Consider the following 13,292-nt stretch of genomic DNA (forward strand, 5'->3'; position numbering starts at 1 on the left):
CTGTTCTTCTATGATGGAACCTAAGGACGGCATCAGCGTTCAGGATGGAAACAGCCTGGGAGCTTCGGGCTGAACAGGGCTCATTGGAGGGGACGCGGCCATGCGCAACCTCAGCCTTACTCGCCAGTGCCTGGGCCTGGTGACCCGTATCGAATGCAGCATCCGTCCGCTGGCCGGGGACAACGGCATGTGGACCTTGCTGTTCGCCGCCGGCATGTCCGGTGAACAACCCTCGGCGATCAAGGCACAGGGTCCATTCCATGGGCCGCTGGTGGCCGAGTCGGTGCTCAACGCCATCGTCGACAGCCTGACCCTGCATGGGTATCAGGTGACCGAGGGGCCGCAGATCTGGACCTTGCATTTGCAGGCTCAGTTGCGACGAATCAATGGCGAGCGCTGCCGCAACCTTGGGGACTACCAGTTCCATCCTGAATCCTGAGAGCAGGGCGCAACGCAGTCTCTGTGGGAGCCGGCTTGCCGGCGATTGGGCTGCATCGCACCCCCTCCAATCCGGGCTTTTGCTGTCACAGGCGGCTGGCTATACTCGCGCTCGCTTTTCCAGTCACCTGACGAGTCCCAAAACCCTCCATGGAACGTATTCTCGAAAACGCGATGTATGCCTCGCGCTGGCTGCTCGCCCCCATCTACTTCGGTTTGTCCCTCGGCCTGCTGGCCCTGGCGCTGAAATTCTTCCAGGAAGTCATCCACGTCCTGCCCAACGTCTTCGCCCTGAGCGAAGCCGACCTGATCCTGGTGATCCTCTCGCTGATCGACATGTCGCTGGTCGGCGGCCTGCTGGTGATGGTGATGATCTCGGGCTACGAGAACTTCGTGTCGCAGCTGGACATCGACGACAGCAAGGAGAAGCTCAACTGGTTGGGCAAGATGGACTCCTCGTCGCTGAAGATGAAGGTGGCCGCCTCGATCGTGGCGATTTCCTCCATCCACCTGCTGCGGGTGTTCATGGATGCGCAGAACATCTCCACCGATTACCTGATGTGGTACGTGATCATCCACATGACCTTCGTGGTGTCGGCGTTCTGCATGGGCTACCTGGACAAGCTCACCAAGCACTGAGCCTTCTCGGGCCCTTTCGCGGGACAAGCCCGCTCCCACAAGTACGGTGCAGAACTTGTGGGAGCAACTGTCTTGCTCAATTTCCAGAAGCTGGCGCGATTCCTGTGGGAGCGGGCTTGTCCCGCGAAGCGGCCACCACGGTAAAACTGACGAGCGGCGTCAGTTATGCCTTGTGTATTCCCCGCCCCCGTACAAAAAATGAGCACTCATGCGTGGTTCCCACCAGCGAGGTGCTCCCATGAACCTGCATCAGCTCAATACCGAGGCCAGGGCCGGCCATGTCGACGAAGTCAACCTGATCGCCATCGAAGGCGGTGACTATCTGATCGAGGCCCGGGTCAAGGGTCGCGCCCACCCCTTGGCCGACACCCGTGGCGAGCGCCTGCGGGTACATTCGGTGGAGGATGCGCGCAAGTTGTTGCAGACCATCCCGATGGTCTCGATGAACCTGGTGCACTGGTCCGTGCAGGATGAAATGTGCGGTATGGGTTCCCACCCCGAAGAAGACCTCAAGGTGCCGATTTCCCAGCGTTCGGCCTGGTAGCTGCTCGCAGCTTCCCAGTGTGCTAGGCTGCTCGCCCTTTTCATCAAGGGCGCGGCTGCACTGCGCCCTGCAGTGGAGCACGACAATGTCCGAACTCAACCTGTCTACCGACGAAACCCGCGTTAGCTACGGCATCGGCCGTCAGCTGGGCGGCCAGCTGCGCGACAACCCGCCACCGGGCGTGAGCCTGGAAGCCATCCTGGCCGGCCTGACCGACGCCTTCAACGGCGCCGACAGCCGCGTCAACGAAGCCGACCTGTCGGCCAGCTTCAAGGTCATCCGTGAACTGATGCAAGCCGAAGCTGCCGCCAAGGCTGAAGCTGCTGCTGCCTCGGGCAAGGAATTCCTGGCCGAGAACGCCAAGCGCGAAGGCATCACCACCCTGGCTTCGGGCCTGCAGTTCGAAGTGCTGACCGCAGGTGACGGCGCCAAGCCGACCCGCGAAAGCAACGTGCGCACCCACTACCACGGCACCCTGATCGACGGCACCGTCTTCGACAGCTCGTACGATCGTGGCCAGCCAGCTGAATTCCCGGTTGGCGGCGTGATCGCTGGCTGGACCGAAGCACTGCAGCTGATGAATGCCGGCAGCAAATGGCGCCTGTACGTGCCGAGCGAGCTGGCTTACGGCGCCCAGGGCGTTGGCAGCATCCCGCCGCACAGCGTACTGGTGTTCGACGTCGAGCTGCTCGACGTTCTGTAATGCCCTTGGGGCCGCTCTGCGGCCCATTCGCGGGACAAGCCCGCTCCCACAGGTACATCACAGGGCTTGGAAACTGTGGTGTATCTGTGGGAGCGGGCTTGTCCCGCGAACAGGCCGGGCCTGCCGTCCTCAGTTCCAGTCCGTTCCCGCAGGGCGCAACGCCCGCGCATAGCAGAACAGAAACAGATTTCGCACCAACTCCTTGAGCACCACCGGCTCGCTCGAATTCAGCCCTTCAAGGTCCAGGTCACCCTGGTCGCGCAGTTCATCCAGCGCTTCTTCTTCGAGCACGGCGCACACTTCACCGGTTTCACGGTGCAGGATGCGCAGGTAGGGGTGGGGGCGGTCCAGCCAGGCGTCGATCAGATAAGTCATGGCTATTCTCCTTGGATAGCGGCTCCAATGAGAATAATTCTTATTATCAGAATAGCAAGCGCCAATTGGCGGATTTTGCGCAATCAGACCTTGCGCACGAATTCCGACTTCAGCTTCATGGCGCCGATGCCGTCGATCTTGCAGTCGATGTCGTGGTCGCCGTCGCACAGGCGGATGTTCTTGACCTTGGTGCCGACCTTGACCACCAGGGACGAACCCTTGACCTTGAGGTCCTTGATCACGGTGACGGTGTCACCGTCCTGCAGCACGTTGCCGACCGAATCCTTCTTCACCACGTCGTCGCTGGCGGCTTCGGCTTCGCCGTTGGCCGACCACTCGTGGGCGCATTCGGGGCAGATCAGTTGAGTGCCATCCTCATAGGTGTATTCGGAATTGCATTTGGGACAGGCTGGCAGAGTGCTCACTTCGGTTCCTTAAACAGACAGGCGGTAAAGGCCCATATTGTATAAGGTTTTCTCCAGGAAGTGTTTCGTCTGCACAAAAGCATCGCGGGACAAGCCCGCTCCTGCAGGAGGCTATGCAGGTCCTGTGGGAGCGGGCTTGTCCCGCGAAGAGGGCGACGCGATTTTCAGTGCGTACGCGCTACGGCAAACTCGCTCAGCTCAACCAGTGCATCCCGGTATTCGCTGGCCGGCAGCACTTCCAGGCACTCGATGGCCTTGGCCACGTAGTCGCGCGCCAGCTGCGCGGTGTAGTCCAGGGCGCCGGAGGCTTCCACCGCCACACGAATCTGCTCCAGGTCTTCCAGGCCACCCTTCTGGATCGCCTGGCGAACCAGTGCCGCCTGCTCAGGCGTGCCTTCGCGCATGGTGTAGATCAGCGGCAGGGTCGGTTTGCCTTCGGCCAGGTCGTCGCCGACGTTCTTGCCCAGGGTCTGCGAGTCGCCCTTGTAGTCGAGCAGGTCGTCGACCAGCTGGAAGGCCACGCCCAGGTGGTCACCAAAGGTGCGCAGGGCCTCGCGCTGCTCCTCGGTGGCCTCGGCCAGCGCGGCGGCGCTGTGGGTCGAAGCTTCGAACAGCATCGCGGTCTTGCCGCGGATGACTTCCATGTAGACGTCTTCGGTGGTGCTGGCATCGCGAACACGCGACAGCTGCAGCACTTCGCCCTCGGCGATCACACGGGTGGCCTTGGACAGAATCTGCATGACCGGCATCGAGCCCAGCTCGACCATCATTTCGAACGAACGCGAATAAAGGAAGTCGCCCACCAGCACGCTCGGCGCGTTGCCCCACAGCGCGTTGGCGGTGGAACGGCCACGGCGCATGCCGGACATGTCGACCACGTCGTCATGCAGCAGGGTGGCGGTGTGCAGGAATTCGATGGTCGCGGCCAGCAGGCGCAGGTCATCGCCCTCGCGACCCAAGGCCTTGCCGCACAGCAGCACCAGCAGGGGGCGCAGGCGTTTGCCGCCGGCGGACGTGATATAGTCGCCGATCTTCGATACCAGCGGCACGCGCGAGGTCAGCTGCTTCTTGATGATCTCGTCGACGGCGCTGAAATCGTCAGCTACCGCGCGGTAGAAGGTTTGGGGTTGCATCGGCTGCTCCAGTGAGGTTGCGCGGCATGCTAGGTCGCGGGTCCCGGTGTGTCAAGGCGCGCTGCCCGTGGGCCGGGGCCGGCACTTGCAAGCAAAAGCCGGGTTGCGTACAATCGCGCACCCTAACTTCCTGGGCAGCACCTGCCTTACGCAATTGCACAGGGCCGTTCCAGCCCCATGCAGCCATGCCAGCCAATACTCATCATATAAAGCGCTGGGTGAGCAGGATTATCGGAGAAATACCCATGTCTTACGCAGTAATCGTTACCGGCGGCAAGCAGTACAAAGTCGCTGAAGGTGAATTCCTCAAGATCGAAAAACTGGAAATCGCCACTGGCGAATCCGTGACTTTCGATCGCGTTCTGCTGGTTGCCAACGGTGAAGAAGTCACCATCGGCGCACCAGTCGTCGCTGGCGCTAAAGTTGTTGCCGAAGTCGTTTCGCAAGGCCGTCACGATAAAGTACGCATCATCAAGTTCCGTCGCCGTAAGCACCACATGAAGCGTATGGGCCACCGCCAGTGGTTCACCGAGATCAAAATCACCGGCATCCAGGCTTAATCCCCTAGATCCCCTGAATTTATTTGGAGAATTGAACCATGGCTCACAAGAAGGCTGGTGGTAGTACCCGTAACGGTCGCGACTCAGAATCGAAACGCCTTGGCGTGAAGATGTATGGCAGCCAGGTCGTCAAGGCCGGCAACATCATCGTCCGTCAGCGCGGCACCCAGTTCCACGCCGGCTACGGCGTTGGCATGGGCAAGGATCACACCCTGTTCGCCAAGATCGAAGGCGTGATCAAGTTCGAGAAGAAAGGCGAGTTCAACCGCCGTTACGTGAGCATCGTCGCCGCTTAATCGCGACGTCGCTCCAGAAGCCCCGTCATGCGACGGGGCTTTTTCGTTTGTGGTGAGCCTCTTGCAAAGCTGTTTGTATGGGCTGCCGGCGTGGGTTTCTACGGTCGTACGGGGCCGCCGCGCTCATTTTTGCAAGAGCCTCAGGTTTTTTAAGTCTTCAACTCGTCGATCGACGAGAGGCGGTTTTTGAATGAAGTTTGTTGACGAAGTATCCATTCGGGTCAAGGCCGGTGACGGCGGTAACGGTTGCATGAGCTTCCGTCGCGAGAAGTTCATCGAGAACGGTGGCCCCAACGGCGGTGACGGTGGCGATGGCGGCTCGGTGTACATGGTTGCCGACGAAAACCTCAACACCCTGGTGGACTATCGCTACACCCGTCACCACGAAGCCCAACGCGGCTCCAACGGTGGCAGCACCGACTGCACCGGCAAGAAGGGCGAAGACCTGTTCCTGCGCGTACCGGTCGGCACCACCGTGATCGACGCCTCGACCCAGGAAGTGATCGGCGACCTGGTCACCCCAGGTCAGAAGCTGATGGTCGCCCAAGGCGGCTGGCACGGCCTGGGCAACACCCGTTTCAAGTCCAGCACCAACCGTGCGCCGCGCCAGACCACCCCAGGCAAGCCGGGTGATCAGCGCGACTTGAAAATGGAACTGAAGGTACTGGCCGACGTTGGCCTGCTGGGCTTGCCGAATGCCGGCAAGAGCACCTTCATCCGTTCGGTCTCGGCCGCCAAGCCGAAAGTTGCCGACTACCCGTTCACCACCCTGGTGCCAAACCTGGGCGTGGTCAGCGTCGACCGCTGGAAGAGCTTCGTCATCGCCGACATCCCCGGCCTGATCGAAGGCGCCTCCGACGGTGCCGGCCTGGGTATCCGCTTCCTCAAGCACCTGGCGCGTACCCGCGTGCTGCTGCACCTGGTCGACCTGGCGCCGCTGGACGGCAGCAGCCCGGCCGATGCCGCCGAGGTCATCATCAACGAGCTGACCCGCTTCAGCCCGTCGCTGACCGACCGTGAGCGCTGGCTGGTGCTGAACAAGGCCGACATGCTGATGGACGACGAGCGCGACGAGCGCGTCAAGGAAGTCGTCGAGCGCCTGCAGTGGGAAGGCCCGGTCTACGTGATCTCGGCCATCTCCAAGCAGGGCACCGAGCAGCTCAGCCACGACCTGATGCGCTACATCGAAGACCGCGCCGACCGCCTGGCCAACGACCCGGCCTACGCCGAAGAGCTGGCCGAGCTCGACCAGCGCATCGAAGACGAAGCCCGTGCCCAGCTGCAGGCCCTGGACGACGCCCGCACCCTGCGCCGTACCGGCGTCAAGAGCGTGCACGACATCGGCGACGACGATGCCTGGGACGATGATTTCGAGGACGACGAAGACGGCCCGGAAATCATTTACGTGCGCGACTGATCGGTTGCAGTACACTAAACGCCGCTCTTTGGAGCGGCGTTTTTGTATCTACGGTATCTACAGATTCGACATAGGTTGGAAGACAAGATGCGAAGCAAGGTGACTGGCGCCAAGCGCTGGGTCGTGAAGATCGGTAGTGCGCTGCTCACGGCGGATGGCAAGGGCCTCGACCGTGGCGCCATGGCTGTGTGGGTCGAGCAGATGGTCGCGCTGCGTGAAGCAGGCGTGGAGTTGGTACTGGTCTCCTCCGGGGCCGTGGCTGCCGGCATGAGCCAGCTGGGCTGGACCTCGCGACCGAGCGCGATGAACGAGCTGCAGGCCGCTGCCTCGATCGGCCAGATGCGCCTGGTGCAAGCCTGGGAGTCGAGCTTCGGCGAGCACGGCAAGCACACCGCGCAGATCCTTCTGACCCATGACGACCTGTCCGACCGCAAGCGTTACCTGAACGCGCGCAGCACCCTGCGTACTTTGGTCGACCTCGAAGTGGTGCCGGTGATCAACGAAAACGACACCGTGGTCACCGACGAAATCCGCTTCGGCGACAACGACACCCTGGCCGCGCTGGTGGCCAACCTGGTCGAAGCCGACCTGCTGGTGATCCTCACCGACCGCGACGGCATGTTCGACGCCGACCCGCGCAACAACCCCGAAGCGCAGCTTATCTACGAAGCCCGTGCCGACGACCCATCGCTCGACGCCGTGGCCGGTGGTACCGGTGGCGCGCTGGGCCGTGGCGGCATGCAGACCAAGCTGCGCGCCGCGCGCCTGGCGGCCCGTTCCGGCGCCCACACCATCATCATCGGTGGCCGCATCGAGCGCGTGCTCGACCGTCTCAAGGCCGGCGAACGCCTGGGCACGCTGCTGTCGCCCGAGCGCGGCATGCTGGCGGCGCGCAAGCAATGGCTGGCGGGCCACCTGCAGACCCGCGGCACCCTGGTCCTCGACGCCGGTGCCGTGCAGGCGCTGCGTGAGGCCAACAAGAGCCTGCTGCCGGTCGGCGTGAAGACCGTACAGGGCAGCTTCCGCCGTGGCGAGATGGTGGTCTGCGTCGGCCCGGATGGTCTTGAAGTGGCCCGTGGCCTGGCCAACTACAGTGCGCTGGAAGCGCAGAAGATCATCGGTCAGCCGTCCGATGCCATCGAGTCCCTGCTCGGTTACAGCGCAGAGCCGGAGCTTGTGCACCGCGACAACCTGGTGCTGGTATGAGCGTGCTGAAGCGGGCGATGGCCGTGCTGGCACTGGCCTTGCCGATGGTTGCCGGGGCCGAGGAAATTGGCCAGGTGTCCACCGTGTTCAAGTTCGTCGGGCCGAATGATCGCATCGTCGTCGAGGCCTTCGATGACCCGAAGGTTCAGGGCGTGACCTGCTACCTGTCGCGGGCCAAGACCGGTGGTGTGAAAGGCGGCCTGGGGTTGGCCGAAGATCGGGCGGAGGCGTCGATTGCCTGCCGTCAGGTCGGGCCGATCAGCTTCAGCGGGGAGTTGAAGGACGGCGAGGAAGTGTTCAAGGAGCGCACTTCGCTGGTGTTCAAGACCATGCAGGTGGTGCGCTTCCTGGACAAGAAGCGCAATACGCTGGTGTACCTGGTGTATAGCGATCGCATGATCGAAGGCAGCCCGCAGAATGCGGTGACGGCGATACCGATTCTGCCTTGGGCGCACTGATACCGCGTTGAGTTAGGGGAGGCCTTCGGCCTCCATTCGCGGGACAAGTCGGATCGCCGCACCGCCGCTCCCACAGGTTCCCCGCAGACCTTGAGTCTGGTGTAGTCCTGTGGGAGCGGGCTTGCCCCGCGAATGGGCCGCAAAGCGGCCCCTCTGCGCAGAACCTAGGCCAATTCCTCGGCCTCATCCTCGCGCACGACCGCCTTCACCTCATCCAGGCGACTGATGAACTTCCAGTCCGCCTCGTCGATGTAGATGCCATTCGGCCCGCTACCGCCTTCCAGATCGATCGCCACCTGTGCCGACACCTGCGGCTTCACGCTCGCCAGAATCGGCACGAAGCCCAGCTGCAGGCTGGTCTCCAGCAACGCCGCCTGGTTGCGTTCGTCGATGTCCGCCGCCTCGTCGAGGTAGTACGGCAAGCGAATGCGCCCGGCCAGGTCGCGGTCCATCAGGTGCAGCAACAGGTACATGTTGGTCAGCGCCTTGATGGTCATGGTGGTGCCGTTGGAGGCAGCGCCATCGATGTCGGCGTGGATCACCGGCTGGCTGTTGATCTTGGTGATCTCGAAAGCCAGTTCGAACAGGTCTTTCAGACCCAGCTGGTTGTGGTTGGCCGCCACCAGCCGTGCCAGGTACTCCTTGGCCTCTTCGTTCTTGTGGTCCTGATCGGTACTTTGCGTCAGGTCGAACACCGACAGGGTCTCGCCTTCCTCGTACTGGCCGGCGCTGTGGATGATCTGGTCGATGTGCTTGAGCGCTTCCTTGTTCGGCGCCAGCACCACGCGGAAGCTCTCCAGGTTGGACACCTGGCGCTTGTTGATCTCGCGGTTGAACAGGGCCAGCTGGTGCTCGAGGCTGTCGTAGTCGCTGCGGATGTTGCGCAGGGTACGGGCGATGTCGGTGACGGCGGCGCGGCGCGCCTTGGCCAGGGTCAGGGCCTCGTCGGTACGGTGCGCATAGGCGTTCACCAGCAGCTGCAGGCGGCGCTCCATGTCGTCTTCGCTGTCGAACTTGGCCACGCCCTTGAGGCGCACCTGGGCGTACAGCGCTTCGATCTGGTTGTCGACGCGCTGCAGGCCCTGCCAGCTGTCCTGGTAGTCGTTGAGCAGCGGCAGCAGGTTATCCATGGAGTCGTCGACCGCTTCCATGAACGGCGTGCCATACGGCAGGTCGGCCGGCAGCAGCTGGCGACGACGCAGGGCATCTTCCAGGGTGCGCTGCTTGGACTCCAGGTCGCCGATCTGGCGGCCGACCAGCTGCAGCTTGGCCGACAGTTGCTGGACGCGCTCGGTGAACGCATCGCTGGAGCGCTTGAGCTCGTCCTGGGCAGCTTCCAGCTGCGCCAATTGCTCCAGCTTCTCGGGCTCTTCGGCAGCCAGGGTTTCGCTGCGGCGGTAGTCTTCCAGCGCCTTCTGGGCATCCAGTACCTGTTGGTACAGGGCTTCGGTCTGCGCCTTGGAGGCGGTACGGTCGGCGGCCACCGACTGCTGGGTCTTGAGCTGCTTGAGCTCGCGATCCAGGCGGTCTTTCTGGTCACGCAGCGCGGCGCGGTCGGCCAGGGCCTGCAGGGCCGGCGGGTCGATGTGCGAGATATCGATGGAAATGCCAGGCGCTTCGAAGCGTTCGCCCTTGAAGCCATCGAGCACCGCTTCCAGGGATTTCACCCACAGGTCGCTGTCGTCCAGCTCGATGCCGCGGTCGCCCAGCGGCAGGCTGAACAGCGCACCGTTGAACAGGCGCATCAGGCGGTCGACATCCTGCTGCGAGAACTCTTCGCGCAGGCGTGCGTAGCTGTTGTTGTCGGCGTGGTCGAGCTGCTGCTTGACCTGCTTCAGGCGTTTTTCCAGGTCGCGCACGCGCTCGTCGAGGTCTTCGGCGGAGAACTGGCGCGACTGGGCCAGGGCACCGGCCAGTTCGTCGTGGGCGTCCTTGGCCGCCAGCAGCTGCTGCTCCAGGACCTTGACGTCGTCGACCAGGGCGAAGCGGTGCTTGAGCACCGACAGCTCGCCGAGCCAGCGCTGGATGCCGGTGATCTCACGCTCCAGGCGCATCAGCTCCTGGGTGCCGCCACGCTGGTCGTTCTGCAGGCGGTCCTGCTCGCCACGGTAGTGCTCGGCCTGGATGACCAGCTCTTCCTTGCGCGCCATGGCGTATTCCTGCCAGGTGCCCAGCAGGTTGTCGAGCAGTGGCGAAAGGCGGTGCAGCTTGCCGCGCAGGATGTCGCGCTGGGCCACGCCGCCGGCCAGGGCCTCGACCAGGGGGCCAGCGGCGACCAGGGCGTTGTAGTCCTGCTCCATGCGGCGCACGTCGCGGAAGGCTTCCTCGCAGGCGGCGATGTAGTCGACGCTGCCCGAGCGCAGGCTGTGCTCGAAGGCGTCGAGGAACAGCTGCTTGAGCTTGGCGGCGGTGATCTCGCGCATGTGCAGCAGGTTGATGAACAGCGCGCGGAAGGTTTTCAGGCTTTGCTCGCTGGTCGAGCGCAGCGGGATCATGGTCAGGTCCAGCGGCACCGAAGTATGGCCACCGACCAGCAGCCGGCGCAGTTCGTCGGGCTTGAGCTCATAGGCTTTCAGGCCCAGGCGCTCGAGGTTGGTGAACAGCTCCTTCTGGCGCAGGCAGGTGTCGTTCTTCTGGTAATGGGCCAGGTCCAGCTCGCCTTTGTAGGCGAAGAACTGGTGGCCGAAACCGCCACCCGGGCCACGGCCGACCACGCCGATCACGTGGGGGCCGTGGGGCAGGTTCAGTTCGCAGAGGATGTACGAGGTGTCGCTGGCGAAGTAGAAGCGGCGCGACTGCTCCAGGCTGTACTTGCCGAAGCTCATGTCGGACATGCGCGCCAGGATCGGGAACTGCAGGGCGTTGATCGACGCCGATTTACCCAGGTTGTTGGCGCCGTAGACCGACAGCGGGTGCTCCAGGGGGAACAGGCCAAGGCTGTAGCCGGCGGTGTTGAGCAGCGCGAAGCGGCGGATGCCGTAGCGTTCCTGGCTCATGCATCAATCTCCTGTTGCTCTTCGCGGATGGCCCGGGCCAGGGCCTCTTCTTCGCTTTCCTCGGCCTCGAACGGGGTCAGGTCGAGCGGGTCGTCGGTGCGCGCCAGTGCTTCGGCGCTTTCTTCCTCGACCAGTACCGGGGTCGGCAGCGGCAGGTCGCTGTGCAGGCTGGCGGCCAGGTCGCGGTCCTGCTGCACCGACAGGCACACGTCGAGGAAACGGTGCATCGGCGGCAGGAAGCGGTAGATGCCGCCTTCTTCATGGGCGAAGCCGAGCTGGGTCATGCGGCGCATGATCTTTTCTTCCAGTTCGTCGACGGTCTGCACTTCGGCCTGCAGGAACAGGTCGCGGTACTTGTCCAGCAGCGAGGGCAGTTCGTCGCGGCCGATGCTGCCACCGTCGAGCACGGCCATCGGGTCGCGCCCCTGGTCGGCCAGGTGCTCGACCAGGATGAAGGTGAACAGCGACAGGCGCTGGGCGGTCTTGTTGACCTGCGCGGCAGCCTGCTCGGGGACGAAGTAGTAGAAGCCGCGGGTATCGCAGACCAGCTCGAAGCCCAGGGCCTTGAACAGCGTGCGGTACTGGTCCTGGAAGTTCGACAGCTGGGCGTACATTTCCGGGTCGCGGCGGCTGACGTGGAAACCTTTGAACAGCTCGCGGAAGATCGGCGCGAGCTGGGACAGTTCGGAAAGATCAAGATGCATGGGCTGGGCTCGCGTTGGTTTCAGGTTGCGCTTCGCGGCCGGACGACAGGGCGAACGAGCGCAGGCTGACCAGGTGTTCTTGGGTGGTGTACTCGCGCCGTTCCAGGCGCTCGCGCTTGAAGCGCTTCTCCCGCGACAGGCGCGAGAACCAGTACAGCAGTTCGTCGGTGGCGCCTTCGGGTTCCTGCTCCAGCAGCCAGACCATCAGGTCGGGCAGCGGCAGGGCGCCTTCGCAGCGTTCGAGCATTTCCTTGACCGTGCGCGGCGCGCGCGGCAGCGGGCCGCTCTGGGTCTTGTGGGCCTTGGGGAACTTGGCCGGTTTCGGCTCGAAGCGGGCCAGGGCGTAGACATAGGCCTCGACCTGGCTGGCACTGCCGAGGAAGGTGCTCTGCGGGCGGGTGAACAGCGGCATGGCGGCCTGCGGCACGGCGTCGATGCCCTTGCGCCGGATCACCGACAGGGCCAGCGCGGCGCCACGGGTCACGGCGTTGTGCCGGCGCGCTTCTTCGCGCAGCGGCAGCAGCAATTCACGGGCGTGGCGCAGGGTCAGCTGGGCGCTGGTCTGCATCTCCAGGATCCGCGCGTGGGTGCGCAGCAGCATGTCGTCGTCGACCAGGTGGCCCAGGCGCGCCTGTTCGCCCAGCAGTTTCAACAGCACCGTCTCGACCTTGCGCACGCCCTGTTCGAAGGCGCCGTCGGCGTTGACCAGCTGGATCATCGGCTCGACGTACTCGTCCCAGGTCGCGAGCACCTCGGCATAACGCTGGCGCAGCGGAATCTGCCGGTTGCTGGTCTTGGCCCGTTCGGCCACGGCGACCAGCGCCTGCTCATCGTTGTCGAGCTTCTTCAGGACATCCCGCACGCGCATGTCGAGCAGACGCAACTGGCGCGCCAGGTCATCGCTGTCGCGGTTGTCGAAGGCGTCCTGGATGTGCCCGGCAAGGCGCTCCAGGTGGCGCAGGTAAGCCTCGATTTCCAGGCACAGGCCCAGACGGTGCTCGCGGCGCAGGTAGGCGAGGAAATCGTGGATCTGGGCGTTGAGCTCGAAACGGTTCGGGCTCTTGGCCACCGGCACCAGGATATCCAGGCGGATCCATACGTCGAGCAGCTGGGTGATGTCCTGCGGCGTGCTTTCCACCTGCTGGCGACCCACTTGCTGGCGCAGTTCGACCAGGCTCAGGGTGCCTTGGTCGAAGCGCTCGCACAGCGGCTCGATCAGTGCCCAGTGTTCGGCTAGGGCGCGCAGGACGCGCTTGGGTTCGATCATTGGCGTCTACTCGTTGCCAAGTAAAAAGGGGGCGATTGTACTGCATCCCGGGGGGAGGATTTCACCCCTTGGTCTGTAATGAGGGATAACCCTGGTTTATCTGGGGGATTCACCGGCCTCATCGCCGGCAA

General features: G+C 63.6%; 15 protein-coding genes. 9 read left to right on the forward strand and 6 right to left on the reverse strand.

Annotated features, from left to right (window positions below; all coding sequences use genetic code 11):
- Positions 1-100 precede the first annotated feature (100 nt).
- From PMI38_RS06625 to PMI38_RS06640, 4 genes are all read left to right on the forward strand, one after another.
- Positions 101-439 carry a PA4575 family protein gene (locus tag PMI38_RS06625; protein WP_008092007.1) on the forward strand — a complete coding sequence of 113 codons (339 nt, stop codon included), beginning with the start codon at positions 101-103 and terminating at the stop codon, positions 437-439.
- Between the two features lie 149 nt (positions 440-588).
- Positions 589-1,077 (forward strand): TIGR00645 family protein, encoded by a 489-nt coding sequence (locus PMI38_RS06630; RefSeq protein WP_008092009.1) that lies wholly within the window; start codon positions 589-591, stop codon positions 1,075-1,077.
- A gap of 238 nt (positions 1,078-1,315) precedes the next feature.
- Positions 1,316-1,621, forward strand: a complete 306-nt coding sequence (locus PMI38_RS06635; RefSeq protein WP_008092011.1) for a DUF6482 family protein — start codon at positions 1,316-1,318, stop codon at positions 1,619-1,621.
- Positions 1,622-1,706: 85 nt separating this feature from the next.
- The gene (locus tag PMI38_RS06640; RefSeq protein WP_008092012.1) at positions 1,707-2,324 is read left to right on the forward strand and encodes an FKBP-type peptidyl-prolyl cis-trans isomerase; all 618 of its coding nucleotides are present in this window, start codon (positions 1,707-1,709) and stop codon (positions 2,322-2,324) included.
- Between the two features lie 129 nt (positions 2,325-2,453).
- Here PMI38_RS06640 and PMI38_RS06645 read toward each other — a convergent pair whose 3' ends face one another.
- From PMI38_RS06645 to PMI38_RS06655, 3 genes are all read right to left on the reverse strand, one after another.
- Entirely contained in the window at positions 2,454-2,699 is a 246-nt protein-coding gene (locus tag PMI38_RS06645; protein WP_008092014.1) for a PA4570 family protein, read from the reverse strand.
- Positions 2,700-2,782: 83 nt separating this feature from the next.
- Positions 2,783-3,124, reverse strand: a complete 342-nt coding sequence (locus PMI38_RS06650) for a zinc ribbon domain-containing protein YjdM (RefSeq protein ID WP_008092017.1) — start codon at positions 3,122-3,124, stop codon at positions 2,783-2,785.
- A gap of 164 nt (positions 3,125-3,288) precedes the next feature.
- Positions 3,289-4,257, reverse strand: a complete 969-nt coding sequence (locus tag PMI38_RS06655; RefSeq protein WP_008092019.1) for a polyprenyl synthetase family protein — start codon at positions 4,255-4,257, stop codon at positions 3,289-3,291.
- Positions 4,258-4,502: 245 nt separating this feature from the next.
- Here PMI38_RS06655 and rplU point away from each other — a divergent pair, with 245 nt between their 5' ends.
- The 5 genes from rplU (at position 4,503) to PMI38_RS06680 (ending at position 8,194) form a co-directional block, all read left to right on the forward strand.
- Positions 4,503-4,817 (forward strand): 50S ribosomal protein L21, encoded by a 315-nt coding sequence (gene rplU / locus PMI38_RS06660; RefSeq protein WP_008092021.1) that lies wholly within the window; start codon positions 4,503-4,505, stop codon positions 4,815-4,817.
- A gap of 38 nt (positions 4,818-4,855) precedes the next feature.
- Positions 4,856-5,113: a 50S ribosomal protein L27 gene (rpmA, locus tag PMI38_RS06665; RefSeq protein ID WP_008092023.1), complete on the forward strand. Its 258-nt coding sequence runs from the start codon at positions 4,856-4,858 to the stop codon at positions 5,111-5,113.
- A 190-nt stretch (positions 5,114-5,303) separates the two neighbouring features.
- Positions 5,304-6,530 carry an Obg family GTPase CgtA gene (cgtA, locus tag PMI38_RS06670; protein WP_008092024.1) on the forward strand — a complete coding sequence of 409 codons (1,227 nt, stop codon included), beginning with the start codon at positions 5,304-5,306 and terminating at the stop codon, positions 6,528-6,530.
- Between the two features lie 87 nt (positions 6,531-6,617).
- Complete coding sequence (proB, locus tag PMI38_RS06675) at positions 6,618-7,736, forward strand: glutamate 5-kinase (RefSeq protein ID WP_008092025.1); 1,119 nt, start codon at positions 6,618-6,620, stop codon at positions 7,734-7,736.
- A 17-nt stretch (positions 7,737-7,753) separates the two neighbouring features.
- Positions 7,754-8,194 (forward strand): CreA family protein, encoded by a 441-nt coding sequence (locus PMI38_RS06680; protein WP_177324902.1) that lies wholly within the window; start codon positions 7,754-7,756, stop codon positions 8,192-8,194.
- 164 nt (positions 8,195-8,358) lie between these two features.
- Here PMI38_RS06680 and mksF read toward each other — a convergent pair whose 3' ends face one another.
- Genes mksF through mksB form a run of 3 tightly spaced genes read right to left on the reverse strand, consistent with a single transcriptional unit; the run spans position 8,359 to position 13,161 of the window.
- Positions 8,359-11,190 (reverse strand): Mks condensin complex protein MksF, encoded by a 2,832-nt coding sequence (mksF, locus tag PMI38_RS06685; RefSeq protein ID WP_008092027.1) that lies wholly within the window; start codon positions 11,188-11,190, stop codon positions 8,359-8,361.
- Positions 11,187-11,894: an Mks condensin complex protein MksE gene (gene mksE, locus PMI38_RS06690; protein ID WP_008092029.1), complete on the reverse strand. Its 708-nt coding sequence runs from the start codon at positions 11,892-11,894 to the stop codon at positions 11,187-11,189. Before mksE ends, mksF begins: the two co-directional genes overlap by 4 nt.
- Positions 11,884-13,161 carry an Mks condensin complex protein MksB gene (gene mksB, locus PMI38_RS06695; RefSeq protein WP_008092032.1) on the reverse strand — a complete coding sequence of 426 codons (1,278 nt, stop codon included), beginning with the start codon at positions 13,159-13,161 and terminating at the stop codon, positions 11,884-11,886. Before mksB ends, mksE begins: the two co-directional genes overlap by 11 nt.
- Between the last annotated feature and the right edge of the window lie 131 nt (positions 13,162-13,292).

It is taken from the genome of Pseudomonas sp. GM84 (genome assembly GCF_000282535.1).
GTDB lineage: Bacteria > Pseudomonadota > Gammaproteobacteria > Pseudomonadales > Pseudomonadaceae > Aquipseudomonas.